Below are 25,423 nucleotides of genomic sequence, written 5' to 3'. Positions count from 1 at the left end.
GTCAACTCGGTGAGTTGAGTACGCGATTGCCTACTACCAGCTTGCGATTAAACTGTTTTGGATCCCACGAGTAATGAACTGAAGATGGAATTTGAGTACTTTCACCTGAGAGACTTTGCAAAGACAGACTATCCATCTCGAAATCAACGCCTTTCATTTTAAGGATTTCACGCATAAGTGCATCGCTACCTCCTGGGTTGGTTGGCATCGGTTTGCCCGTGAGGCTATTTAGTTTTGCTTTCGTATACAAACCGTATCCGAGCTTCAGTAAATCACCTTGGTTAACCAACTGTCTTAGAGCACGGCCAATTTGATCGTAGCTTGCAACACCATCAAAATCTTTACGCTCAAAGACATAGCGTCTTGAGCGCTTTATCTTTTGACAAATACTATCAACAGCTATCATTTGAACCTCCTAACACTTTACATTGGTTTGAGTATAACTCAGCGCAATAAAAATAGGAATAAATACGGCATGAAGGTTATTATTAATACGGCATAAGCAAGGAGGAGAAATGGTAATATAAATTTAATTATCAAACACTTAAAATAAATGCAATTCCAATCACCTAAAAAAAACCTCACAAACCACCTATAGTGAAAATTAATATCCCCTGATATATGAATGTAACTTCCATTTCTACTCCAAGATAACGGGTTGTATTACCCAACTTAGCGCGTCCAAGCAATAACTAAACAGCACTATTAATACTTTATATTTAACGTCTTAGAAGTGAGGCACCGTTTTTTTGCATCTCGATATAACTCCTACTAGTATCTTTACTTATCTATTCACTCACGCGGTTGTATCGATAAAGCAGTTCCGATGAATCTACGCTAAACGCTCAAAAGGAACAGATCATGGCCAATATAATTGTTTGCTCGGATGGCACTTGGAATAGACCTGAAAAAGAGGATAAAGACACCGCCACCAACGTACTTAGAGTCGCACGTGCGATAGCACCAGAACATAATGATGTTAAACAGCATGTCTTTTACGATTGGGGAATAGGCTCATATCACGACAGTGTTTCAGGAGGAATTACAGGAAAGGGGTTAGCCAAAAACATCAAAGATGGTTACCGCTATATTGTTCAAAATTATAATGATGGCGATAAGATCTACCTTTTTGGTTTTAGCCGTGGCGCCTACACGTCAAGAGCAATCTGTGGCCTCATCAATAACTGTGGCATTGTAAAACGAAAAGAGGCAAAACGAATTGAGCAAGCGTGGGATCTGTACAAGAACGAAGACAGTGACTGTAAACCAGCAGGTGAGCGCGCGAAATCATTCAGATCAAAATACTCCCATCTAGAGAAACAGATCCATTTTGTCGGAGTCTGGGATACCGTAGGGGCACTTGGTATTCCGATAAATTTCTTAGGTCTTTTCGACAGAGAGGAGCAGTTCTACGACTCTAAAATGGGCCCAAACATCACTTTTGCTAGACACGCACTCGCCATTGATGAGAAACGAACAGATTTTTCCCCTACCATTTGGCAACAGCAAAAAGGCGCAGACTTAAAACAGCTTTGGTTTGCAGGTGTTCATAGCGATATTGGCGGTTCTTACGCGCCAGATAAACACAAATTATTATCCTCAAATGCGGCACTGGCATGGATGATAGACGAAGCCATGGCTCAAGGACTCTTGTTTGAAAGTCACTTACTAAAACAACTCAGCAAAGCCTCTAAAGCGACTGAGTTGCCAGAACTGCACCAATCAAGAATCCATTTTTTCAGATTAAAGAGCCCTGAAGATCGCAAACTGAAGATCTCCAACACTCTCAAGCTCCATCAAAGCGTTAAAGAGCGTTATGACAACGACCCTAGCTATCGTCCCGAAAATTTGAAAGCGTTACTTCAGACGAACTCTTGGGAAGAGATTATCGACTAACATCAACAACTGCCTCTAAAGTAAAAAAGCGAACCATTTCTGGTTCGCCCTGTTAATTTCTACTCTTTCGGTGCTTTACTTCTTACTCGATGAGCAGCTTCCGCTTTGAGCACAACCAGTACACTTTATTCCTTTGCGCTTATCTCTGACTACCTTAGATATAGAGAGAGCAACAATAAGTAAAATAACCAGACCCACTATTATATTTGCCATATTGCACCCCTTATGAAGAACATAAATCTAATTTTTGCTGCTCTTTTTTTGCACCCTTATTAACGAGGTACATCAAAATACCAAGCAGTACTGAAGTGACGATAAGACCATATACAAAACCTTGTCCTACTGCACCTGTGGTGACGTATGTCCCGATTTGATAGGCAAGGAACGCCGTTACATAACCAATGCCAAACTGGAATGCGACTCCGCCCATTAACCATTTTTTATCTTCTAACTCCGCATTCATTGCGCCTATCGCGGCAAAACATGGAGGAGTGAAAAGGTTAAACATTAAGTAGGCAAACGCAGCAACAGACGATAAGCCCATCACCGTCGCGACATCTGCACTACCTGATACCAGTGCAAGTTCTTCAGTATCGATGAAATTAGTGATGCCATAGACAACTGCTAAGGTCCCCACCACATTCTCTTTAGCAATAAAGCCGGTTATCGCCGCTGCAGCTAACTGCCAAGCACCGAAACCTAGTGGAATAAGTACGAAAGCGAAAGGTGAGGCAATTCCTGCCAAAATACTCGTGTGCTCAGCGCCCTCTGCGACTACTTGGAACTGCCAATCAAATGTCTGCATGATCTGTACTGCTGCATTGCAGAGTAAGATAATGGTACCCGCTTTAATGATGAAGGCTTTCGCTCTTGATAAGGTAGATAGTGCCGCTTGGCTAATACTAGGGAAACGATATTCAGGTAACTCGAGTATGAAAAATGCTCTTGTATTCTTTTCGCCTGTTATTCTCACCACCAGCAATGCACCTAAGACAATCAATGCAATTCCTGCGAAATACATAGTCGTACCCACCCATGCTGCATCTTGGAAAAAGACACCGGCAAATAGTGCAATTACTGGCAATTTAGCACCACAAGGCATAAAAGGGGTCAACATAGCAGTCGTTCTGCGCTGTCTTTCGTTTTGAATGGTTCTTGTTGCCATAATTCCTGGAATGGCACACCCCGTTCCAATCACCATGGGGATAATGGATTTTCCAGACAGACCCACTTTCTTAAAGAAACGGTCCATAATGACAGCAACTCGCGCCATATAACCACTATCTTCAAGCAAGGCAAGTAAGAAAAAGAGAACCATAATTAACGGTAGGAACCCAATTACAGCGCCTACACCACCAATGATACCATCCAATAATAGTGCACTCAGCAGAGGAGAAACATCTTCACCTAATAAGCCAGCAACAAGTGCATAAAATTCATCGATCCACCCAACAAGAACATCGGCCAAGATTGGACCTACGTGCGTCTGTGATAGTGAAAAGATACACCACATCACCACGGCAAAAATAGGGAGTCCAAGCCATTTGTGTGCTAATACGCTGTCTACTTTATCTTGGGTGGTTAGTTGTGTGCTTTGTGTCTGTCTATTTTCTATTTTTTGAACCAGACTTTTTACGAATTCGAAACGTTCCGTATCTAACTCTTGCACCGATGCTGCATCTTTTAATTCAATTCCTTGAGCGTTAAACGGTGCCGTTTGTGCATGAGTTTTTCTTTCAAGCGCTTGCTCGATCAGTTGCTCGAGGCCGTTGTCACTGCTTTTAGTGGCAATCGTTTCAATAACAGGACAACCAAGACTTTGACTCAACTGGCCAATATCAATCTCTGTTTGTTTCTTCTGATTTAAGTCGCTTTTATTCAGAGCGATAACCACAGGAATGCCGAGTTCTAAAAGCTGTGTGGTAAAAAATAGGCTTCTGTTTAAGTTTGTTGAATCAACAATGTTAAGAATAACGTCAGGTTTTTCGTTTCTAACAAAGTTTCGTGTAATCGTCTCTTCTGAAGTGAAAGGAGACATAGAATATGCGCCAGGCAGGTCAACCGCCGTAATGACACCGTCTGAAAGGTTTATCGTGTTTTTTACCTGTCCCTCTTTTTTACTAATGGTGACTCCAGCCCAATTTCCAACAGGCGCTGTATTCCCTGTGATGGCATTAAAGAGTGTTGTTTTCCCGCTATTAGGATTACCTGCTAATGCAATTTTCAAAGCCGTTTCCTCGTTCATTTGAATTAAGTTAGCTTTCGATAACTCATCTTTTATAATTAAACCAGTATCACCATTTTCGCTAGATCAATATCGATGCTATATCGGGCATCTTTTACGATCACAACATAAGTATCTGACAAAACAGAAATCAGCGTGATCGATTCCCCTTTAAAGCAGCCCAACGTAAAGAGAAAATTGACTAGCTCTTTATCATTTTGAATAACGGTTTTAATTTCGTATTCTCTATTCATTTGGGCATTGGTCAGATTTTTAACTTCGCAATGTTCGTTTTTACTTTGCTTCTTTCCTCGCAGAAAAGTGGCTACTTTCTGTGGCAGTAGGTTAACAATTGTATTGTTCACACTCTGTTCTCCAAACATGTCGATATAACCTTAGATGATTGCTTCAATACTGATATATTGGCGATAATACGCGAATACAAATGACAATGGTTTTCATTCCTTCACTTAAAATAGAGGAAAGAGCCCCCCATGGCAATAGTCCATACAAATAATGTGGCTATTTTTACAAAACTATTCTATTTGATTGATATAGGTCAACTTTTAGCAGGGTTTGTATCTTTGAGTGGGCAGATTCTAATGTGAAGCCTCTTCAGATTTTTGGATAAATACCAGGAAAGTAAACGGTAAAGTATTTAACTACATCTCGTTCTGTTTCCAAATATCTATTTTTTACTTATTGATTACTTAAGGATCTCACTACCTTCTTCATTTCGTACTAAATGTTTAAACTCTGCTAAAGGTTGTGGGTATCCGGAAAAGTAGCCTTGAAAATTATAACAGCCAAGTTTGATCAATAGATCTAACTGTTCTTGTGTCTCAACGCCTTCAGCAATAACATCCATGTTTAAATTCTTAGCCATAGTCACAACCACTTCAACAATTGAGTGTGTTTCAGATCCATCAGTCAAACCATTCACAAAAGATCGGTCGATTTTTAGCTCATCCAATGGAAGTTCTTTTAAATACTTTAAGGAAGAATACCCTGTACCAAAGTCATCAATTGAGAATGAGAGCCCTTTATTTTTTAATTGCAGCATTTTATTTTTAGCTAATTCAAAGTTATTCAATAACAAATTTTCGGTTATTTCTAGGTTAATTAGCTCCCCTGGTAATTGATACTTATCGAGCAACCCTAATACATAGGAGACAAAATCGACTTGGAGAAAAAATGTCGGGCTCACATTAATTGAAATATTTTCTATTGTTCCTAATGATTCCTCTTCCTTCCATTTTGTAAGTTGAACAATACTTTCTTTTAAAACCCATTTATCAATATCGATAATAAGTCCACACTCTTCTGCATACGGAATGAAGACAGGTGGCGAGAGTAGGCCTCGTTCAGGGTGGTTCCATCTCACTAATATTTCGCCACCAAAGATCACTTTATTTGCGTTCACTTGAGGTTGTAACCATACCTCCAATTGGTCATTGTTTAAGGCTTCGTGGATTCCTTCTTCTAATTCCAACAAATTTTGAGCGGCATACTGCATTTCTCTTTTAAAGAATTGTATTCGATTTCGACCTAATGACTTTGCTTTATACATGGCGGTATCAGCTCGTCTAATCAGTTCAAATCCATCAATATTTTCATCCGGAAAGAAGGCAAGCCCAATGCTACCGGTGGTATGAAGAGTCATACCTTCACATTCAATCGGTTCAGAAATTGATAATAATAGGGCATTTGATACCTCTAGTGCTTGCTCTGCTGCATAGTCGACATTATCCGCCAAGTTTAAAAGGCCAATAACGAACTCGTCTCCGCCAATTCTTCCACATAATGCATTAATGCCGAACATATCTCTTACTTTGGCAGCAATCTCAACTAACACACGATCACCAACTGCATGACCAAGAGAGTCATTAATTTTTTTAAACTGGTCTAAATCAAAATAGATCAACGCTCCGTACCTGTTAGATGCTTTGTGCTCTTGAATCTTATTCTCAATTTGTTCTGAAAAAAGACTTCGGTTTGCAAGCCCTGTTAACGCATCAAAATAGGCGAGCTCATGGATTTTTTTCTGTGCTAATTTTTTCTCAGTATCATCTCGAGCATTTACCATCACAAAGGTATCATTATCAATAATAATAGGTGCAGCTCTGCACTCAAGATAGACCCCTGAGCCTTCAATACCTAAGTTAGAAACCAATTTATCTTCATAACCTTGAATTTCATTTGATGCGACTTGTTTAAATAAATGTTCCAACTCACTGTCTGAGTAAAGTTGGCTTAACTCACCTAAATTTTTGCCTACAAGTTCCGTTGCGCTTATACCTGTCAGTTTTTCCGCTCGGTTATTCACTAAATGAATCTTTGTACCTTCATGGCATAAAAACATGGCGTCACTTGAGTTGGCCATCAAAAGGCGTGAAAAGCGTTCACTTTTTTGTAGGTTATCCAACATATCTGACAGCTTTTGAGAAGCAGATTGATTTGCACGCCACTCTTTATTAAACCTATTTACCAGCAGTCCCAGTTCATCATCTTTGATGTATGGTAGGGGGGAATGCGTCGTTTTGTTGCTTAAACTATTCACCCATTGGGCAATTTTAATAACAGGTTTAGAGATATAAAAGTAACTAAGAGTGACGAGTATTAATGTTAAAAAGATCGTAAAAAGAATGGATACACCAAAATTAAGCATTACGGTTTTGCTTAATTCATTGGCTAAAACTGACTCATCAATAGCAATAGTTAATACCGCAAACCTATCTTTCGAGCCAACCATTATCTTATATGACTGCTCTTGAGGAATATTCATGAAATCTGAAATTAACTGTAACTGCCTTGACATCGAATAGCTATTTTCTCTAGTTTTCACACCCAATAACTCGGAAAAGTCATCAATAAGCAGTGCTTTTTTTATTAGAGGTTGACGAACCATGGAGGATAATATTTCCCCGGCTTGCTCTTTGTCCAATATATATACCGCATTTCCAAGTGTGTCTCGATGTAAATCCACAGTTAATGCAATGATTTCAGCTTGTTTAGCATTGTCTTTTTGTAAGCCGTAGTATGTTTGAAAAGAAGAAGAGAGTAATCCACAAAACAAAGACGCAATGAGGATGTAAATAGTTTGCCTAACAGAAATACTGAGCTTCATGTATGCCACTTCCTTCACATGAATTTAAAAGTAGTGTGATTGAATCTCTTTATATTTACCATTTTTTTTAATCTTGTTCAGTCCATCATTAAACAATCTTAATGTTTCACTACTATTTGGGTAGGCTTTGCTTAGACACAGGTGCAGTTCATTTTTATCAATATCATCAAAATATATCGCTTTTATATTATTTTTYTCATCCATTTTTTTAGCACTATACATGGTAGGAATCTCAGGTCCATATAGAATATCGACACCGCGGTGTAATACACTGACTAAGCCAGAACGGATATCTTTAGTTGCAATGTAGTCAATATTAAATGACTCTAATTGGTCTGCCGTTCCCCAACCAGATACAGTAGTAACACTGTACTTTTTTAGATCATTTAATGATTTTATTTTACTGCTATCAAAGTCAATGTGTGTGATTGCGGCTTGGCGTGTAAAGCTTATATACTCACTAAATAGCATATAGTTTTCTCTGCCTTTTCGCTTACTGCAAGATAATCCACCAGCAATTTCACCCACCTCAATGAGCTTTTTAATACGTTTCCATGGAAGAACATCAAAACTGACAGGCTGTCCCACTTCTTTAAAAGCGGCAGACACAACCTCAACATCCATGCCAGAGACTTCATTATTATCACCAACAATCATATAGGGCGGGTAGTCAACAACAAAAAAGACCAAATCTTCTTGTGCATAGGAATGTCGGCTAAGCAGGATCAAGAGTAAAAGTGACACAGAACGATACATCAATTAAGTCATTACCATAAATAGAAATATTATGTATTAACGTAGTCTATGAACCCTACTAATTGCAACTTCACCTGCCAAATTATTCTATGTATATGTTTCCAAACTTGAGTATTTAGGGCAATACACTCATTGATTGCCCTTTTCCTTGTTAGTTGAAGATATTGTCGTTTGAGTCCTCTTCAGCTTCCAATTCAGCCCGAGACTTGAAGTAGGTATCTATATCCTCTTCCACTCGATGCCTTCTGTCGTTTTGAATCATAGGCTCAACAATTTGTATGGTGCTAGAGACTAATTTTTGCAATTCAATTCGCTTCTCATCTGGCATAGAGTACGCCATATCGATATCATTACGGATGTAGATTGACGGAACGCGGTTAAGAATGAGACAAAATAAATCCGCGATTTGGTCAGAGTTGTATTTCTCAAAAAAACCAAGATCTGATAGCTCATTGGCGATTAGTTTTTCCATATAGTTATGTACATCAGAGCTTATATACATTGAATATCCTCGTTAACGAAAAAGTGGTAACATTCTGTGGTGAAAAATTCGGTAATGTTTACTATGCGTATGTCTTAACAATAGAACAAAAATTTCAGATTCCGCAATTTTCAACGTATCCTTATTCAAAATTTATGAACCTATTTAACAATTAAAGAAATTAATGTCATTTAGCTTACTTAATCAGCCGGCGCTCAAACTTCTGTTGCCCGTATTTTTCTCAATTGTATCTATCTTAGGTATGGATTCGATTATCTCAGTTTCTGCTGATAATCCGGATGTCACCTACATCCTTCCCTATGTCTTGTTTATCATCACCATCATGTTAAGCCAACCCTTCAACCAAGGTCGAACAGGTTTAATCGCGATTGTGATGGCGGTAGCGTATTACTTTATTCAAAGTCGTTTGCAAATCAGTTTAAACGAAGGCACCACCCGCATTGAGTTCACTCTACTCGCGATTTTAATCCCAGTCTGTTTGATGTCCGTGTTTCTCTTCCCAAATCGAAGAATCATTCCCAAAATTGGAACCTATTTCATATTTATGCTGCTATTTATGCTGGTTTGGAGCGCGGTAACCATTGCGCATTTTGCTGAGAATGACATGAGTTGGATATGGCAATCCTACTTACTCACTTTTCCAGAAGTCTCACCTTTGCCCTTTATTGTCGTACTGTACAATGTGATCCTTTGTGGTATCTCTGCCTTATTGATTTTGAGTCGAAATGATAATACCGATCAAGCCATTTTCTCTTGCTTGCTGCTCTCATCATTAACCTTTTTACTGTTTAACGTTCAATTTATCTCTAGTACCCTTTTCACCTTGGCCGGAATTCTTCTTATTCTGAATGTGATGGCCACCAGCCATGAACTGGCTTTTATCGACCAGTTAACCAGCATACCTGGTAGACGTGCTTTAGAAGCGGAAATGAGCCAATTAGGCCGTACCTATACCATTGCAATGCTGGATATCGACCATTTTAAACAATTTAATGATACCTATGGCCACGATACCGGTGATCACGTCCTTAGGTTAGTCGCTAGCTTAATGAGAAAAACTCAAGGGCATGCCAAGGTATATCGATACGGTGGCGAAGAGTTTACGGTTTTGTTCAGAGGGAAACGTATTGAAGAGGCAGAAGAGTATCTAGAAGCGCTGCGAGAAAGTATTGCTGACTATAAGATGGTGATACGAAACAGTGAAAATAGGCCTGAAGATGATGAAACTGGACAACAAAAACGTCGTAAAAAGGTGAAGAAAGGGAGTGTGAACGTCACGATCAGTATTGGTTATGCTGATAATGACGAATTAAGCAAACCTGCTGAAGTGTTAAAAAAAGCGGATGAAGCACTCTACCGAGCGAAAAAAGCGGGCCGAAACCAACTCAGTGTGTAACAAGTGTGCCTTGTAATGATAGAGAGCCTCACTTAAGAAGGCTCTCTCTGTTCGTCTTTAGTTATCTGAGCGCAACTTAATCGCAATCGCCAACAATAGAGCTCCTGCCACAAGAGAGATCATCGAATAGGTACTCTCACCAAACTGAAGACCTTCTATTAGAGTATCCGAAAAGATAATCGACATAGGCAGGGACAAATTTTGTTGAAGAATGTCACTGATCATTGATGTCCCAAACAGATAGGTTCCTAACAGACTCACAATGTACCCACCGAAAAAGATAGCAATTAATGGGTATTTGGTTTTCTGTGAAGCAACAAGTATCAAGCTCGCAAATGGAAACAGGGCAATCGATGCAATACACATCCGACTAACAAACTCAATCCAATGAATAACCATCTCACTCAGCGTAACTGATGACGAGAAATTAGAGATTGCGTCAGAAAAGACTAAACTCACTATCCAAATCATGACATCTGCCGACATCAAAAGTAATGAGCATATCAACGGGATAACTATCAGCGCAAATAACAGCTTTACCAGCACGGATTGTGTGTCCGTAATCGGCATACTGCGCCAAAACATGATACTGCCTTCCTCTTTCTCTTTTCGCAGTGTCTTTCCTAAGTAGATCGTAGAGAGCATCAAAGAGACTAAACTTGAGACTGCAAAATTAATCGCCCCAATGCTGCCCGCGTACCCATTCACCACAATCGAATCAGTAATCTCCGCAAAATTGACCGAATTAATGGTTAATCTATATTCGATATTCCACACCACACCTGAAATGAACAGTACGGCACAAGCAACCATAAACAGCGGTAAACGGGTGACTATTTTATGTTCTAATATCTCTTTTTCTAACATATACCAGGTCGTTCTCATGCCGTCGTCCCCGCTTCCATCGCTACTGATTCATTGGTTTGCAGTGCCACAAACAAATCCGCTAGACGAATCGATGACAACTCACCTAATGGGATAATGTCGTCACGTTTATCACTGGTAAAGATCATCTGTACACTTCCTAATCCCTGCTTCATTGAAATAGGTGACAGTTGGCTAGCCGTTACTGCGTCATCTCCTTTCGCGGTTAATTGAACATACTTAGCCTCTAAAGACTCTAATTCGCTATGCAAAACGACGTCTCCCTGCTTTAACACCAATACATCAGTAAGCAGATGTTCGATTTCAGACACCTCGTGACTGGCGATGACCAACGCCCTTTCATCATCATGAAACCACTCTAATAGTTCACGATAAAATCGCTCTCGGTACATTAGGTCGAGCCCTAGGGTTGGCTCATCCAAGATCAGCACTTTACAATTGGTTGCCATCACTAAGGCAAGGTGTAACTGCACCTTCATCCCTTTTGACAGTGATTGCACCTTCGCATTAAGAGGAATATCCGTTGTGCTAATGCGTTGTAGAGCCTCCTCTTTGTTAAAGCTTGGATGAACCCCTGACATATAACGCACGATTGCGCTCACTTTCATCCAACCAGGTAAAACGGAAATATCGGAGATATACGAAAGTTCATTCATGATCTTTGCTCGGTCGTTTCGAGGTTCAAGCCCTAACACCGAGATATCCCCATGATAAGCGTGAGCACCCAGCATAGCGCCAATTAAACTCGACTTACCCGCACCGTTATGCCCAAGTAATCCAAGCACTTGGCCTGCTTTTATTTCGAAACTGACGTTATTCAGTGCCTGGTGGTCACCATAAGATTTTGATACATGTTCAACACGGATTAACGTATTCATTTCTGCTCCCTTAAGAGTGCATTCAACTGCTGGTTCATCTCTTCAACACTGATCTCCATGCGCGTTAACTTTTTAGCCAGTGCAGGAATATCCACATCAATAAAGTGTTGCCGTTCTTTCGCTTTTAGCGCGGCAATTGCGCCAATACAAACAAACATGCCTTGCCCTCTTCGCTTCTCAACCAACGCCTCATCGACGAGGAGTTGATAACTTTTCATTACCGTTAAATGATTGATTTTAAGATCCGCTGCTACCCCTCTCACTGAGGGAAGTGCAGAACCTTCTTGCCAAATGCCATCTCGGATTTGACTCGATATTTGTTCGCTTAGTTGTCGATAAATGGGGGATTTATCGTCCCACTGCTGCATAGTCTCGCCTCAAGTGATGGTGTTATAGTCATGTATAACACCATACTTAATAATATGCAATGTAATAGTAAGTTCATTAATAACCAGACGTTATCTATTGAATTCCAACCATTGATTATTCAAATTTCATTCTATACGTACAATATCCCCTATGAATTTACTTATGAGAGCGTAAATCCCCATGAAAAAAACAATCATTGCCTTTATCGTACTATCACTACCAACCCTAAGTGTACAAGCCGATGAAGAGTACAGCGGAAGCCGGATTGGCCTAGGTTACAACACCACCTTTATCGAAAAATTAGGCACACACTATTTTGATTATGGTGACGGCATTAAATTGGAATACGGTTATGATATTAACCGTATCGTTGGAATTAAAACGTCTTATGAATCCAATCAAGAGAGTGGCATAGGTTTGAAGGGGGAAGCCATAAAAATAGGCGCAGATATTGGTTATGCTTTTGACCTTAACGGGTGGGATATCAAACCTTATGGCTTTTTAGGCATCGCTCACTATAGTGAAGAGCGAAATGGCATTTCTGAAGAGATAGTCTCTACAAGCAACTCGTCAGCCGTCGTAGGTATGGGGGTCAGAGCGAATTTTGATGTCGGTATCTATGTCGATGTGAATTTCGATATGTTAGAGATGGACAGCCATTTCTCTGGCCAATCCGCGCTCACTGTGGGTTACAAATTCTAACTCTCACTATGTTCCATCTATTTACAAAACGACATCAACCCAAACCAATCGGTGATCAGAGGTTTGTTGGCAACGACGTGTATCGGCCACCAAGTAGTCTTGTTCATCGTATTGTGTCGGCCAAAATACCCCGCTGCCTACTACCGTCAAATCAGCTGATGGTAGGACATAATCCAAACGCAGTGGAAACAGATGAGTATGAGCAGCGCTTTCACCTTTAGATTGGTAGCCTGACTGTTCGGAATATGCTTGGGCTCCAAGGCTTTTCGGCACCCTACTGCCCGTCGCCACTTGAGCATTAACCCTAGGGTGAAGTAACAGTTGGTTGATCGCATTTCGATAAGAGTCACCATCATTTGGGTCAGCATTGAAGTCACCCATCAGCACAAAGCTTGCATTAGGAACTACCCCTCCTCGCTCTCCATTATCATCAATAATATACTGTACCTCTTTACTGTTGATGTAGTCAGCAAACAGCCTTATTTCATCATGATTACGGCGACTATTGCGTTTTTCGGTTCCTTCAAAGATGGGTGGTGTGGGGTGCATGGCTAACAGATGAACCCGATGGCGTTGATTGTTTATTTCAATCACTACAGGGAGATCTACATGGTTTTTAGACGACAATCGAAAATGCTGCAGCACTTGCTGATTATAATATGACTGTCCGTTGGCTAAAGTTGGCAGACACGCATTCGGCATCTGCTGCCATAAAAAATGTTGAAAGGTTCTACAGCGCTCAATGTCGAGGGGATACTTAGACAAAATAACAAAGGCATACTGCCCATGAAAATCACCAAAACCAAAACCGTGCTCTGGAAGCTTAGGTTCCTCCACATGGCTATACGACGCCCTATTCAGTAAGCCCGTGTTGGTTGCGGCCATATAGACATAAGGGTAGTGAATCGGCAGCGCCCCATTTTGAGAACGGTCTAAATAGTTTGCTTGAAACAAGGTTAACATCTCACGATCTTCACCCTCACCATCATGGTCAAACTCATTGAGCAGCACGACATCAGGACGAGTTCGTTGCAGCGTCTCGGCCACATTTTTTATCTGCAGGCTTTTAGTATGCATTAGCTCTTGCTTCAACTGCCCAGAGTGCGCTCTATTTAACGCGACATTAAACGTTGCAAATCGACATTTACTCATTATCTCATTACCTTTAAAGAGAGTACTCAGTATAACAACAGTGGTAATTTGCAGGAAATATCATTTTATTTCAAATTTTTGAACATAAAGTAAACACATAAACAAATTAAGAGTTTACAAGGCTATTTCCCCTATGTATTATGCCCGCACACCACACGGAGAGATGGCTGAGTGGTTGAAAGCACCGGTCTTGAAAACCGGCGTACGTTTATAGCGTACCTAGGGTTCAAATCCCTATCTCTCCGCCACATTAAAAGATTAAACCGCTGTTTTTACAGCGGTTTTTTCGTATCTGGAGCCTCGAAAATCATCTTGCACATATAGGTGGCACAGATGTACTTATTGAGACTTCCAAATAGCATTTACTACACACGAATCGCAACCCCTCTTCCATTGCGCGATAGAGGTTATCCTAAAGAGTTCAAATTCTCCCTTCTGACTCGTGAGCGAAAAGTTGCTTATCTGAGAAATATCGAACAGGTTCAACGACTTCACGCTCTGTTTGATAAAGCCAAAGCAACTGCATTGAGCTTTGTCGAGTTCAAAGCCGAACTTGCTGATGCCATCAATCAATTCCGTCAAAGTTATCGCTCCCAACCAGAAACCACGATTAGAGCACCACTGCTTAGTGCTACAACAGCATCAAAGACATCACCGCCCCGAACTGGTGTTTGTAAAGAGGTACTTGCTCAGTTCATTGCATCCAAGCAGCTAGAGAATGTCACTCAGCTCACCATTAAACAGCTTCAGCAACGTTGTAGCGATTTTTTAAACTACCTATCTAGCCAAGGCGATGTGAAACCGAGCAACAGCCAAGCCATGGCTTACCGAGATGAACTGATTCAACGTAAGTTGAGCCATAAAAGCTTGAAGGACTATTTGGCTGCCAATCGGCAGTTCTTTAATTGGTGCGTGGCAAAGGAGTTGATGGTAAGCAATCCTTTTATGGTGGTGAAATTACCGAAGAAGACAACTTCCTCAACCCAACGCAGGCGCTGGAAAGCGGTAGAGCTAAAAAAGCTATTTTCTAGTAGAGCCTACCAGGAGCAAGGTGAGCAGTTTGATTGGATAACCAAGTTGCAGATGCATCAAGGCTGTCGCCCCTCAGAAGCTTGCCAGCTTCGCATCAAGGACATCAAGTTAGGTGAATTACCTTGTATTCACTTTTCCGATGATGCGGAAAACCAACACCTGAAAAATGCCGCGTCCAACAGAATAGTGCCAATACACAAAAAGTTGCTTCACTCTGGCTTTCTTGATTATGTAGAGCGGCGTAAACAACAAGGTGCGATTCAGCTTTTTGACCTGACTCCGCGTGGTGATGACCTAGATTGGTCAAAAGACTATCGTGCCGCTTTTGGTGATGTTCTGGATGCCTGTCACTTTAAAGCGGGACAACGACCAACCGCTTATTCATTCCGCCATACCGTTGTCGACGAATTCCAAAAGGCTGGCATTGAAGAGTATGTTGTTGCTCAGATTGTGGGACATAAACACAACACGATGACCTACGGCCATTATGCGAAACCACTCTCCCCAGAAGAGCTGGTCGATGCCGTGAATAGCTTAAAATTGAACATATCTTAGTAAAATAAGCTTGGCGGTAAGCCGCCAAAAACCATCTCACCAAAAAGTGAGACGGTATGGCAACCCGTTGCGCTCCCGTCACACTTTTGGCTTCCTAGCTCGGAAATGCCCCATTGTGAGTTACAAGAGTATTTAAAAATGTTACTGATTTCCCCCTGATACATTGTTTGATTTATTAATACACTGTGATAAAGCACATATAAAATGCAATACCTCTTTTCAATAAGTTCAAGTTGATTACTTTCTTACATCCTACTTTAGGTATCTGATACAGAAAATAAAATATGATAATTTGATTCGAAAAAATGCATGATACTATTGCAAATTAAATAACGAAATCGATGCTTGCAGCTTGGTAAGTAAGGAGTCAGTAATGGTTTATTTTATACTGAGCCGAAAAGGATATTTAGATCTCGAAACAGAGTTTTCAGGCGAAAATAACTCCTTTTGGATTTCAGGAAATATACTTTCTAGAAATGAAATAGAGATTCTTTGGAAAAATAATGTGTCTTTAACGGTATTCAGTGATGAGATTAGTTTTGGATGTCAATCTGAAATTGAGGACGCATTACGTGAAATCAAAGCACATCATCCCAATCAAACAATATGGACTGAAACGAAAATCACCAACAATAGGTAATGTAACAAAAGTTAGCTCAGCAAATACATTTCGATGGGTTTATAGGTTCCCTTCTAGCTACGATACATGAAGTTGTATCTGGTAGAGGTTTGAGTATTACATATCGCCAGTTCTCTGCTTAGACGAATCTTCCCTAATGCAACTGAAAAGACACTTGATTCATTATTACCGATTCAACAGATGCCTATTACTCTGTCTATAATATTTAGCTCTAGGTCACTGATAGTCCAAGAGTAAAATGATAGTTTAATTTTGAGCAGTACTTGAAAGTACGTATCTGAACAAGGGACTTACGATGAGTTATGATTTGATGGTATTTGAGCCTTCCGTTGCTCCTAAATCAAAAGAAGATTTTATTCCATGGTATGAAGAGCAGGCTAAATGGTCAGAGGATCATAGCTACCAAGATCATAATGTGGCATCAGAGGCTCTTCAGTCCTGGTTTAAAGAGATGGTTGAGTTTTTTCCCGCAATGAATGGTCCTATGGCCTCAGATGATTTTGATGACCCTAGAATTACAGATTATTGCATTGGAAAAAATGTCATTTACTCTACGTTTTCGTGGTCTGTAGTTGAAATGGCTCACCCAAAAATGAGGGAACTTGCTATCAAATACTCTGTAGGCTTCTTTGATGTAAGTGCCACAGAAGGCGAAATTCTATTTCCAGAACAATCTAGCCCAGTAGCTTCTAATAAGCCATGGTGGCAATTTTGGTAGTATCTCATATTAGCAATCAGTCAGACTTGAGCAATTGGTGACTATTTCTAATAACTAAAATATACCACAAACTTGGCCAAATCGCAGTGCTTAACGTTTGAAATTAAAGAGGCATAGATGAAAAACGAGAAATTAATTGTTATTATTTTGATTATTGGAATGTTGTCATTTTCAATTCTTAGTTGGTTCCCAAACCCAGAAATTAAGGACTTCGTCCGTTTTGTTTTTAATTGTATTCTTTGCTTTTTCTTGTTTAGAGGTAAAATATGGGCAAGATGGTTAGTTGGTATGCTTTCAGGGTTAGCAAGTGTAACGAGTATTGTGTTTTTAATTAAAATAGATTATCTCTCTGAGTCTTTTGTAATACTAGTAGTAATGTCTTGCTTTTACGTGGTATCGTCCTTTTTCTTATTAAATCCTAAACTTTTATCGAATTATTTTAGCGCAAAGTGAACCTAACAGATAAGAATAAGTGTCCTTATGAGCAATACGGAGAAAGCGTATTGTTAAAGTAATGTCACGTATATTGATGAACAGCTAGAAAAATCAGAGGGAACTCTTCATATGAAAGTAGTAAAGCTTAGTTTTATTTTGTGGGTTATTTTGGCAGTAAATATTAATGCAAGCCAAGCTGAAGAATCAAAAAGTAATGAATTAAATGTCAGGGGTTCTATAGATAATGAGTGGATAAAATATAACAATTTCACTAGTTATGCTCACTCCCTTACAGCATTTCTTGATTTTTTCCCAGAATCAATGTGTGTTCTATCTATGATGAAAGTTACAACAAAAGCATTACTTGTAGGTGATTTAAAATCAAATCTTAAGGTAACCCATAAACGTTCAATTATTTTTGAAAATTCTGTTAATAGGGGAGTAAAATTACTCCAAGACAACTACAAATATTTGAATGAGACTGAGGCAAGGAATGCCGTTTATTTAAATATGGCATTAAATGAGTCGAACTTAAATAAGTTGGTTATAAATTCRTTTGAAACCAAGAGTTCTGATGAGATTTTTGAAAGTATATATCTCCGTTATAACTGTGAGGATCTTATAGGGTATAGTTTGTAGCCTCTAATAAACTGCTGGAGTGTTCTATCATAAAAGAAAATTGGGTTCGTTGATCGACTTAGCTACAATTAACCTGATAGGATGATCTTTCCACTTCATCTTATTTTGATAATGTGACTTGCTATGTCAGTCGAAACGTACCTAGCTCATTTCTGGCATGGGTGTGATCACGGTTCAAAGTTAATAAGTAAGTTAGTAGTTAATTAACTTACTAACTTAACGTTGCGAGATAAGTCATTAGGTTTTGCTTGACGTTCAAGTATGGAATGAGCTTTAATCTGTACCAGACATACGACTAAGATGATTTTTGGTCTTACCTCTAAGTCATTGTAAAGAAAACGTTTAATTTTTTGGTGGTTGGGTTCAAATCCCTATCTCTCCGCCACATTAAAAAAGGCCGCTGATTTTCAGCGGCCTTTTGCGTTTATCTGTCCCACTTTATCTCTTTTTCTATCTCTGGATACCAATCAGACTAATCTCTTCTTTTAATGCACTGTTTTATAAATTATACTGCCATCATTTTACAGAATTCCATTCTGATTAATTGTTGACCTCCTCAGGAGATCTTCCGGAGAGTAAACCTACTATGTTCCCCACACTGAGCAATGACAAATCGTGGAAACTAATTAGCTTTTATCAATCACTTGTCCAGCCCCTAGGCATAGTCAGTATTGTTTTTGGATTCACGTCAACCATGGGTTACCTCACATCAACTGAAGCCCTGTATCGGCCCATCGCTGACGGTCCTGCTACCAACCCGTTAACCGCTTTATGTATTATATTCATTGGCTTCGCCCTTCTATGCACCACGGTTGAGAAGAGAATCTGGATATTACGTCTCTTAGCTTTTCTAGTTATAGCAATTACCTTATCCAAAGTTGCTGATTATATTTTCAACACAACCCTTTCATCTATGATCACTCCGTTTCAAAATCAGGTCTTATTCGATCAATCGGTGGGGAAAAGTAATAGTATAGGGATTAACTCAGCGTTGATGTTTCTCTCTCTTGGTTTCAGTCTTGTGTTTTACAGTTACCGCATTTTCTATCTCTCACAGTTCGCTGCATTTGTCACTTTAGCCATCCCAATGATCTCTATTACTGGTTACGCCTATGGATTGGACCAATTTTACGGGAAAATGTCGATGCTAACAGCTTCTACTGGGATAGTATTGTCTATTGCAACATTAGCAATGACCGCACATACCGGTGCTGTAAGAGCAATGCTCAGCCCATACATAGGTGGTAAAATTGCCAGATTACAAACCCTAGCTGGTTACCTTATCCCCAGTATTCTTGGCTACCTACTGGTTCGCTCTCTAAGTTCCACCAATATTGACTCCTTTGGACTCTACGTCATTACCATCTGTTGGTTTATTATTTTAATGGTCAGTGTTTCTGCAATCATTCAAGAGCGAGTTGATACTGAACGCCGTGAAGGAGAACGGTTACTCTTTCTGGCAGCGATGTATGATAATTTGACCGGTTTAGCCAATAGAAGAAAGTTTCTTGAGTTTGGCCAAGAAGCGATACATAGAGCAAAACGAAGTAAACAAGGTATATGGGTACTTATGCTTGATATTGATTTCTTTAAAAAGATCAATGATACTGCTGGACATAATATGGGGGATAACGTTCTGATCGCCGTCAGCCACACACTCAAAAACTCTGTTCGTGAAGTCGACTTAGTCAGCCGTATGGGCGGTGAAGAGTTCTCCATTATTTTGATTGATTGTGACACCCACGGAGCAGAACGAGTGGCAGAACAAATCCGCTGCAGTGTAGAGAGTATGTTCGTGAAAGGTTGGACGGATCAGTATGGCTCAATAACGATATCGGTAGGTTGTGCCTTTAATGATGGAATGAGCTCTTTAGAGCAGAGCTTAAAAAATGCTGATGAGGCATTATATTATGCAAAAAACAGTGGCCGTAATCAGGTAGCATTTGAGAGTAAACTGTCGTCCTGAGTTTAAAATTTGAGTAAATCACGCTTTTGCTTTACCATTTGCCAATAATATATGTGATGTTACTTCAGGAAATGATTCAATGGGTCAATGGATGACTAGGCTGTTTACCAATTATTGTGCCGTTTTTATTCTTTTTTCTGCTATATCATCTGCTAATGCTTCTCTATTGAATGATTACCTTTATGAAAATTGGTCCAGTCAAGATGGACTCCCTCATAATAGTATTAATGATATTACCCAAACCGACGATGGTTATCTCTGGTTCGCGACTTGGGAAGGGATTGCACGATTTAATGGTCGCGACTTTAAGCACTTTACCCGCGGGCCTGAAAGTGGCCTGATCGACTCAGGTGTACGCACGCTGTTCTCGGATCAACAAGGCGGTTTACTGGCTGGCGGTGCTAGAGGCGGGCTGGTCTATCGAGTTCCTTATCAATGGCACGCTATTCCCCCTATCAAAAATCTAGTAAACGCTGTCTTTAAACAACCGGATGGTGGTCTTTGGATCGGTTTACAAAGCGAAGGGTTAATTTTTCGATCCGCCAGCGATGCTGCCAATCAAGTCATTTTGCCCAAAATCACTGTCTACCAAATCAAACCACGCTCCAATGGGGACCTACTCGTTTCTACCCACCAAGGGCTCTATATCATCTCAAAAAATCGTATCGAGAATGTTAATAAAACCCATGGTTTAGCGCTAAGTCCTATCCACTCAGCGGTAGAAGACAAAGCAGGTAATATTCTCTTCGGTGGCAAATCAGGTGCTTGGTTATTCAAAAACAATAAGGTGCAACGTGTGCACCCTACGTTGAATGATAATTCCATCACAAAAATCCTTGTCGATAGTCAAAATAACTACTGGTTTGGTACTCTAACTAATGGCGTTCACCGTCTTATTGGCCAAAAGCTCACCTCATTTGATGATCAACAAGGTTTACCTAATAACCGCGTACTTTCGATCTATCAAGATCGCGAACAAGCTATTTGGATTGGTACCAATGCTGGCTTAACGCGACTTCGTCAAGCGCCTTTTACTGTCTGGAATAAACAGCGAGGGTTAACGGGTGATTATATTCGAACAGTGCTGGCTCTCGATACTGATCATATCCTTGTGGGCAGTAGCAGTGGGTTAAATGTCATTCATGGAAAACAGGTAAGAAAGTACCCTTTTTCTCAAAATAGCCAGAGCGAAACGCCTCTCTCAATTTTAAGCCTTGCTAAACGAGCCGCAGGTGGTGCCTGGGTCGGAACTTACGATAAAGGGCTCTACCTATTTAATCAAAGTGGCCTAACAGAGTTTCGAACACCCCAACTACCGAACAACGAAGTTCGAGCCATTGTTGAGGATTCTGAAAAAAACTTATGGATTGGAACCACGGCCGGGTTAGTAAAGTATGAACCTCAAGGTAAATCGACCACCTATACCACTCAAGATGGTCTACCCGATAACTATATTATGGCGCTCTCAATAGATAGCCAAGGCCAGATTTGGGTAGGTACAGGCGTAGGCGTTGCTATTATCAATCAACAGAAAATATTTACACTAAACTTGAAATCGCTGGAACAAGCAGAGTATGTATTTGGTTTTTACTCCCAAGAAGACTTTATGTGGATGGCAACGGATCGTGGATTGATCCGTTATCGCTATTCCGACCAGGAATTAAGTTTAATTGGCCGAAAAAATGGACTGCCTATTGATAAACTGTTCCAGGTAGTACCAGACTCAAGTGGCTATTTTTGGTTAACCTCGAACCGCGGTATTTGGCGCATTTCAATAGAGGGAGCTAATCAAGTCGCCAATGGCATCATCAACAAACTCCATGTTGAACTCTACAACGAAAGAGATGGAATGGGCACAGCCCAAGCCAATGGCGGATCTAACCCTGCAACCGCTGTCGACAGCTCAGGCACACTTTGGTTCGCAACCGCCAAGGGGGTCGCGTCTACTCATCCACAAAATTTCAAAAACTTGGTAATGGCCAGTTTCCCGACCATGATTGAACGCGTTCAAGTTGACCAAACCCAGCTTGATCTCAGTAATCGTCATGTCCCTCAGCTAACGGCTGGCATTCATCGAATGCGTTTTGATTTTATTGGTTTGGGCTATACCTCTTCTCAGCATATTTTGTATAAAACCAAACTGGAAGGCCTAGACACAGAATGGGTCAAGCGTGGTTCACAAAATACTGCGGAATACACTAACCTATCACCTGGTGACTATACCTTCGTCGTCAGTGCTTTTTACCCCTATCACAGCGATGACAGTAACCAAGCGCGTTTCTCTTTTACTATTCAACCACACTGGTGGCAACGAACTAGCCTGCAGTTTGCCTCGGTATTTTTGATCATTATTTCAGTTGCGCTTTCGATTTGGTGGCGCATGAATGGACTTAAACACTCTGAATTAAAATTAACACAAGAGGTCGCCGAAAAAACTCGAGCGCTGCAACTTCAAGCCTCTGCCTTTGAAAAGCAAGCTCGAGAAGATCAGTTGACCGGTCTCAACAATCGCCGTGCTTTTGATGAGTGGGTCGATGAGTTGATGAATAAAAAACACCAACGCTCGCTCTCCATTGCCATTATCGATATCGACCACTTTAAACAGGTAAATGACAGTTATAGCCATCTAGTAGGGGATATGGTTTTACAACAAGTGGCCAATGACATCAGAGAGGTGTCGCCCAGTGATGTGTTTGTTGCTCGTTGGGGGGGAGAAGAGTTTGTTCTAGGAGTGATTGGTTGGCCTCAGCAGGATGTTGATTTTTTATGTGAATCAATACGTTTACTGATCAAAAGCCACTCCTACGGTCAATCCGATAATTTACTCTCGTTAACTGTCAGCACAGGATTAGTTCACGCGACGACTTCTAGCGATTTTGAGCATTTATTACGTTGTGCTGATATGTCACTATTAAAAGTAAAACAGTCTGGTCGGAACGCCATCTTCATTCAAGATCTCACTGAACCTGAGCCTCTATTTCTCTCTTAATCTGCGGACAGTTGCTGATTGAGCGCGTTAAACTGCTCAATCGGCACTGGCTTACCAATTAAATAACCCTGAAAATAGTGACACCCCTTCTCTTCTAGCATGGTTTGCTGCTCTACCGTCTCGACTCCTTCTGCAATAACATTCAAACCTAAACCTCGAGCCATTGAGATGATTGTCGTTACGATCGCTTGATCGTTACTGTCCTCTACCAAATCTCTAACAAAGGATTGGTCAATTTTTAATTGAAACAGAGGCAGCTGTTTTAAGTATTGCAGTGACGAATAACCAGTACCAAAATCATCCAACGCAAACTGTACTCCCAATGTTGATAACACATTCATGGTCGTCACCGTGTTGTCGATATCATCCAACAAGAGGCTTTCTGTTAGCTCGATTTTCAGTAGGTGCGAAGAGACTTGGTATTTCTTGAGAGCTCCTTTCACTTGCGATATAAAATTGACCTGTTGAAACTGTTTGGCACTGACATTCACAGCCATCGTTAAGTGCTGTGAGTTATTGCACTCTTTCCACTGTGCCAATTGGGCGCACGCGGTCTCAATCACCCACTCACCTATCGGTACGATCAACTCGGTTTCTTCAGCAATAGGAATAAAATCAAAAGGCGAAATCAAACCACGCTCTGGATGAAACCAACGAATCAGAGCCTCTGCGCCAATCGGTTTGTGTTTATCATTGATTTGAATTTGATAATGCAACTGAAACTGATTTTCAGTGATTGCTTTTCGTAAGTCCTTCTCAAGATCTGCTCTGGCGATAATATCTTTTTGCATGGAAGGCTCAAAAAAACAGAGGATATTTTTCCCCTCCTTTTTAGCCTGATACATGGCGATATCCGCTTGTTTCATTAACTCGGATATGTCTCCATTTTCTTCATTCAGCAAGGTTGAGCCAATACTCACGCTCGTCGTATATTTATGATTCTCTAATTGAAAAGGCTTACTCAACTCCGTCAGAATTTTTTCTGCAACGGTTTGGGTCTGCTGCCTTGCAATAGTCGGTTGTTTAGCCAATTTATCTAAAATTATGACAAACTCATCTCCACCAATGCGGGCTAATGAGTCACTATCTCGAATGCACAGTGACAGACGTTCAGCCACTTTTTTTAGCAACACATCGCCAATATTATGCCCTAAGGTATCGTTGAGTACTTTGAAATTATCAATATCCAGAAATAACAACGAAACGCCACTCGCATTTTTATGATACACACTCAATGCGCTATTTAAACGGTCGTAAAGTAAACGTCGATTAGGAAGGAGGGTAAGTGGGTCGTAAAAGGCCAGCTTTCTGATTTTTTCAGCATCTTGTTTACTTTCAGTTATGTCCGTCTGGGTACTTACAAAACTCGTGATTTCACCACTGAGATCTTTTACCGCAGAGATGGTTAACCTTGCCGTATATACATCTCCATTTTTTTTCTGTAAATCGATGTCCCCTTCCCAATAGTCCGTTTGGCGAATATTGTTCCATATTTCATCGTATATCGCACTCTCATTACGCCGAGTTTTTAATATATTGGGACTCTTCCCGATAAGTTCGTTATCACTATAACCGGTGATCTTGCTAAAAGCAGCGTTCACTCTAAGGATTCGATAGTTGGCATCGGTAACGACCATCCCTTCTTGAGATTCAAAGGCAATACCGGCAATACGTAGGTTATTCTCAGCCTGTTTTCGATAGTGGAAGTGAACTGTAGAGGTTATTAATAGTCCAACTAAAATAAGAATGATCGACGCAACTAACCAGACCAATAACGTGTATTTTTCATAGAAGCTTTCGGGTACTTTAATCACCACTGAGCCATAAGGTAAATCAGTCATATCGATGTTAAATCGTTTCAACTGTTGCCAATCAAACATATATTGATTTGGGCTGCTCTTGTTAATAGGTAACGTTTCGACTGGATGTCCGTTAAGAATTTTTATCGCCAGTTTAGTCGCTGATTGACCTTGCATTTCACTACTGACTAACTTCCCTCCAACGATCCCGTCACCAAGAATTACATCCCATAATCCATATATAGGGTAATTTCCTGTATTGGCAAGATGTTGTACCAATTTGTTAAATTCAAGGTATTCACCAGAAATTTGTTGAAAACTGTTCAGTGGAATCACCACAATGTTCGATCCAAGTGCAGCCAACTGTTGGTCGATCCCCTTTAACGTATTCGCGGTAACGTTGATAAAATCAACCTGTTCCGCCAAGCGCTGTGGTAGGCCTTCTATCCATACTTGTCGTTTTTTGGGGTTATTAGGCAGGACAAAAACCACTTTTTCTGTGTTTGGGTGCAGTTGTAAGGCAACATCTATGGTCTCTTCAAATGCGTTCTCTTCAATGACACCTGTCACCTGCTTATCAAGCAGGGTGGTCTTCTCATTAAATCCATTATATCCAGCAAAAACGACAGGAATGCCAGGAAACAGTGTCTCCCTCTCACTCATTATAAAATGGTAAGCGTCATTATCTATCGCCATGATCAAGTCCAGTTGCCGATAGTTATATTTCACATTAAAAAGTGCATAAAGCTGTTCAAAGTAGTTG

Annotated in this window: 21 protein-coding genes and 1 tRNA gene; 10 read left to right on the top strand and 12 right to left on the bottom strand. The window is 40.4% G+C overall.

The annotated features are described in order from the left end of the window. Position 1: 1 nt before the first annotated feature. Positions 2-406 (bottom strand): DUF6088 family protein, encoded by a 405-nt coding sequence (locus L4C32_RS04605; RefSeq protein ID WP_428195682.1) that lies wholly within the window; start codon positions 404-406, stop codon positions 2-4. A 455-nt stretch (positions 407-861) separates the two neighbouring features. On the opposite strand from L4C32_RS04605, the gene L4C32_RS04600 reads away from it, so the two are divergent. Next, complete coding sequence (locus tag L4C32_RS04600; protein ID WP_428195681.1) at positions 862-1,896, top strand: T6SS phospholipase effector Tle1-like catalytic domain-containing protein; 1,035 nt, start codon at positions 862-864, stop codon at positions 1,894-1,896. 75 nt (positions 1,897-1,971) lie between these two features. Here the strand turns inward: L4C32_RS04600 and L4C32_RS04595 are convergent, their stop codons facing one another. From L4C32_RS04595 to L4C32_RS04570, 6 genes are all read right to left on the bottom strand, one after another. After that, positions 1,972-2,109 carry a FeoB-associated Cys-rich membrane protein gene (locus L4C32_RS04595; RefSeq protein WP_428195680.1) on the bottom strand — a complete coding sequence of 46 codons (138 nt, stop codon included), beginning with the start codon at positions 2,107-2,109 and terminating at the stop codon, positions 1,972-1,974. Positions 2,110-2,119: 10 nt separating this feature from the next. After that, positions 2,120-4,123, bottom strand: coding sequence for a ferrous iron transport protein B (gene feoB / locus L4C32_RS04590; RefSeq protein ID WP_428195679.1), 2,004 nt, complete (start codon positions 4,121-4,123; stop codon positions 2,120-2,122). A 56-nt stretch (positions 4,124-4,179) separates the two neighbouring features. After that, positions 4,180-4,485: a FeoA family protein gene (locus L4C32_RS04585; protein WP_428195678.1), complete on the bottom strand. Its 306-nt coding sequence runs from the start codon at positions 4,483-4,485 to the stop codon at positions 4,180-4,182. A 341-nt stretch (positions 4,486-4,826) separates the two neighbouring features. Next, positions 4,827-7,247, bottom strand: coding sequence for a sensor domain-containing protein (locus L4C32_RS04580; RefSeq protein ID WP_428195677.1), 2,421 nt, complete (start codon positions 7,245-7,247; stop codon positions 4,827-4,829). Between the two features lie 24 nt (positions 7,248-7,271). After that, positions 7,272-7,991 (bottom strand): substrate-binding periplasmic protein, encoded by a 720-nt coding sequence (locus L4C32_RS04575; protein WP_428195676.1) that lies wholly within the window; start codon positions 7,989-7,991, stop codon positions 7,272-7,274. A gap of 163 nt (positions 7,992-8,154) precedes the next feature. Further along, positions 8,155-8,505, bottom strand: coding sequence for a late competence development ComFB family protein (locus L4C32_RS04570; RefSeq protein ID WP_428195675.1), 351 nt, complete (start codon positions 8,503-8,505; stop codon positions 8,155-8,157). A 163-nt stretch (positions 8,506-8,668) separates the two neighbouring features. Here L4C32_RS04570 and L4C32_RS04565 point away from each other — a divergent pair, with 163 nt between their 5' ends. Next, positions 8,669-9,901, top strand: a complete 1,233-nt coding sequence (locus L4C32_RS04565) for a GGDEF domain-containing protein (RefSeq protein WP_428195674.1) — start codon at positions 8,669-8,671, stop codon at positions 9,899-9,901. Between the two features lie 57 nt (positions 9,902-9,958). Here the strand turns inward: L4C32_RS04565 and L4C32_RS04560 are convergent, their stop codons facing one another. The 3 genes from L4C32_RS04560 to L4C32_RS04550 are packed head-to-tail and all read right to left on the bottom strand — an operon-like array spanning position 9,959 to position 12,032. Then, positions 9,959-10,786, bottom strand: a complete 828-nt coding sequence (locus L4C32_RS04560) for a hypothetical protein (protein ID WP_428195673.1) — start codon at positions 10,784-10,786, stop codon at positions 9,959-9,961. Further along, entirely contained in the window at positions 10,783-11,664 is an 882-nt protein-coding gene (locus tag L4C32_RS04555) for an ABC transporter ATP-binding protein (RefSeq protein WP_428195672.1), read from the bottom strand. The genes L4C32_RS04560 and L4C32_RS04555 overlap by 4 nt, the downstream gene beginning before the upstream one ends. Then, complete coding sequence (locus L4C32_RS04550) at positions 11,661-12,032, bottom strand: GntR family transcriptional regulator (protein ID WP_428195671.1); 372 nt, start codon at positions 12,030-12,032, stop codon at positions 11,661-11,663. The genes L4C32_RS04555 and L4C32_RS04550 overlap by 4 nt, the downstream gene beginning before the upstream one ends. Positions 12,033-12,213: 181 nt before the next feature. Between L4C32_RS04550 and L4C32_RS04545 the strand changes: the two genes are divergently transcribed. Next, complete coding sequence (locus tag L4C32_RS04545; protein WP_428195670.1) at positions 12,214-12,735, top strand: porin family protein; 522 nt, start codon at positions 12,214-12,216, stop codon at positions 12,733-12,735. A 21-nt stretch (positions 12,736-12,756) separates the two neighbouring features. On the opposite strand, the gene L4C32_RS04540 is transcribed toward L4C32_RS04545, so the two are convergent. Further along, complete coding sequence (locus L4C32_RS04540; RefSeq protein ID WP_428195669.1) at positions 12,757-13,887, bottom strand: endonuclease/exonuclease/phosphatase family protein; 1,131 nt, start codon at positions 13,885-13,887, stop codon at positions 12,757-12,759. Between the two features lie 157 nt (positions 13,888-14,044). Between L4C32_RS04540 and L4C32_RS04535 the strand changes: the two genes are divergently transcribed. The 7 genes from L4C32_RS04535 (at position 14,045) to L4C32_RS04505 (ending at position 22,861) form a co-directional block, all read left to right on the top strand. Further along, positions 14,045-14,135: transfer RNA gene (locus L4C32_RS04535), tRNA-Ser, on the top strand. 85 nt (positions 14,136-14,220) lie between these two features. Next, on the top strand, positions 14,221-15,474 hold the full coding sequence (locus L4C32_RS04530; protein ID WP_428195668.1) for a site-specific integrase: 1,254 nt from the start codon (positions 14,221-14,223) through the stop codon (positions 15,472-15,474). Between the two features lie 373 nt (positions 15,475-15,847). Then, complete coding sequence (locus L4C32_RS04525) at positions 15,848-16,114, top strand: hypothetical protein (protein ID WP_428195667.1); 267 nt, start codon at positions 15,848-15,850, stop codon at positions 16,112-16,114. Between the two features lie 295 nt (positions 16,115-16,409). Continuing rightward, positions 16,410-16,832 (top strand): hypothetical protein, encoded by a 423-nt coding sequence (locus L4C32_RS04520; protein WP_428195666.1) that lies wholly within the window; start codon positions 16,410-16,412, stop codon positions 16,830-16,832. Positions 16,833-17,396: 564 nt separating this feature from the next. Next, entirely contained in the window at positions 17,397-17,906 is a 510-nt protein-coding gene (locus tag L4C32_RS04515; RefSeq protein ID WP_428195665.1) for a hypothetical protein, read from the top strand. A 694-nt stretch (positions 17,907-18,600) separates the two neighbouring features. Further along, on the top strand, positions 18,601-19,872 hold the full coding sequence (locus L4C32_RS04510) for a GGDEF domain-containing protein (protein ID WP_428195664.1): 1,272 nt from the start codon (positions 18,601-18,603) through the stop codon (positions 19,870-19,872). A gap of 79 nt (positions 19,873-19,951) precedes the next feature. Continuing rightward, positions 19,952-22,861 carry a ligand-binding sensor domain-containing protein gene (locus L4C32_RS04505; protein WP_428195663.1) on the top strand — a complete coding sequence of 970 codons (2,910 nt, stop codon included), beginning with the start codon at positions 19,952-19,954 and terminating at the stop codon, positions 22,859-22,861. On the opposite strand, the gene L4C32_RS04500 is transcribed toward L4C32_RS04505, so the two are convergent. Further along, positions 22,858-25,423, bottom strand: a 2,566-nt coding sequence (locus L4C32_RS04500; protein ID WP_428195662.1) for an ABC transporter substrate binding protein, incomplete at its 5' end; no start/stop codon positions are given. The two genes, L4C32_RS04505 and L4C32_RS04500, sit on opposite strands and share 4 nt — an antisense overlap.

Origin of the sequence: Aliivibrio kagoshimensis (assembly GCF_050337105.1) — a bacterium.
GTDB classification, from domain to species: Bacteria; Pseudomonadota; Gammaproteobacteria; order Enterobacterales; family Vibrionaceae; genus Aliivibrio_A; species Aliivibrio_A kagoshimensis.
This window is presented reverse-complemented; position numbering and strand designations above follow the sequence as displayed.

Coding starts and splice junctions, on each gene's coding strand:
- L4C32_RS04600 (WP_428195681.1), top strand. CDS start 862: ATGGCCAATATAATTGTTTGCTCGGATGGCACTTGGAATAGACCTGAA.
- L4C32_RS04545 (WP_428195670.1), top strand. CDS start 12,214: ATGAAAAAAACAATCATTGCCTTTATCGTACTATCACTACCAACCCTA.
- L4C32_RS04540 (WP_428195669.1), bottom strand. CDS start 13,887: ATGAGTAAATGTCGATTTGCAACGTTTAATGTCGCGTTAAATAGAGCG.
- L4C32_RS04595 (WP_428195680.1), bottom strand. CDS start 2,109: ATGGCAAATATAATAGTGGGTCTGGTTATTTTACTTATTGTTGCTCTC.
- L4C32_RS04550 (WP_428195671.1), bottom strand. CDS start 12,032: ATGCAGCAGTGGGACGATAAATCCCCCATTTATCGACAACTAAGCGAA.
- L4C32_RS04510 (WP_428195664.1), top strand. CDS start 18,601: ATGGGTTACCTCACATCAACTGAAGCCCTGTATCGGCCCATCGCTGAC.
- L4C32_RS04520 (WP_428195666.1), top strand. CDS start 16,410: ATGAGTTATGATTTGATGGTATTTGAGCCTTCCGTTGCTCCTAAATCA.
- L4C32_RS04560 (WP_428195673.1), bottom strand. CDS start 10,786: ATGAGAACGACCTGGTATATGTTAGAAAAAGAGATATTAGAACATAAA.
- L4C32_RS04530 (WP_428195668.1), top strand. CDS start 14,221: ATGTACTTATTGAGACTTCCAAATAGCATTTACTACACACGAATCGCA.
- L4C32_RS04525 (WP_428195667.1), top strand. CDS start 15,848: ATGGTTTATTTTATACTGAGCCGAAAAGGATATTTAGATCTCGAAACA.
- L4C32_RS04570 (WP_428195675.1), bottom strand. CDS start 8,505: ATGTATATAAGCTCTGATGTACATAACTATATGGAAAAACTAATCGCC.
- L4C32_RS04605 (WP_428195682.1), bottom strand. CDS start 406: ATGATAGCTGTTGATAGTATTTGTCAAAAGATAAAGCGCTCAAGACGC.
- L4C32_RS04580 (WP_428195677.1), bottom strand. CDS start 7,247: ATGAAGCTCAGTATTTCTGTTAGGCAAACTATTTACATCCTCATTGCG.
- L4C32_RS04565 (WP_428195674.1), top strand. CDS start 8,669: ATGTCATTTAGCTTACTTAATCAGCCGGCGCTCAAACTTCTGTTGCCC.
- L4C32_RS04555 (WP_428195672.1), bottom strand. CDS start 11,664: ATGAATACGTTAATCCGTGTTGAACATGTATCAAAATCTTATGGTGAC.
- L4C32_RS04505 (WP_428195663.1), top strand. CDS start 19,952: ATGGGTCAATGGATGACTAGGCTGTTTACCAATTATTGTGCCGTTTTT.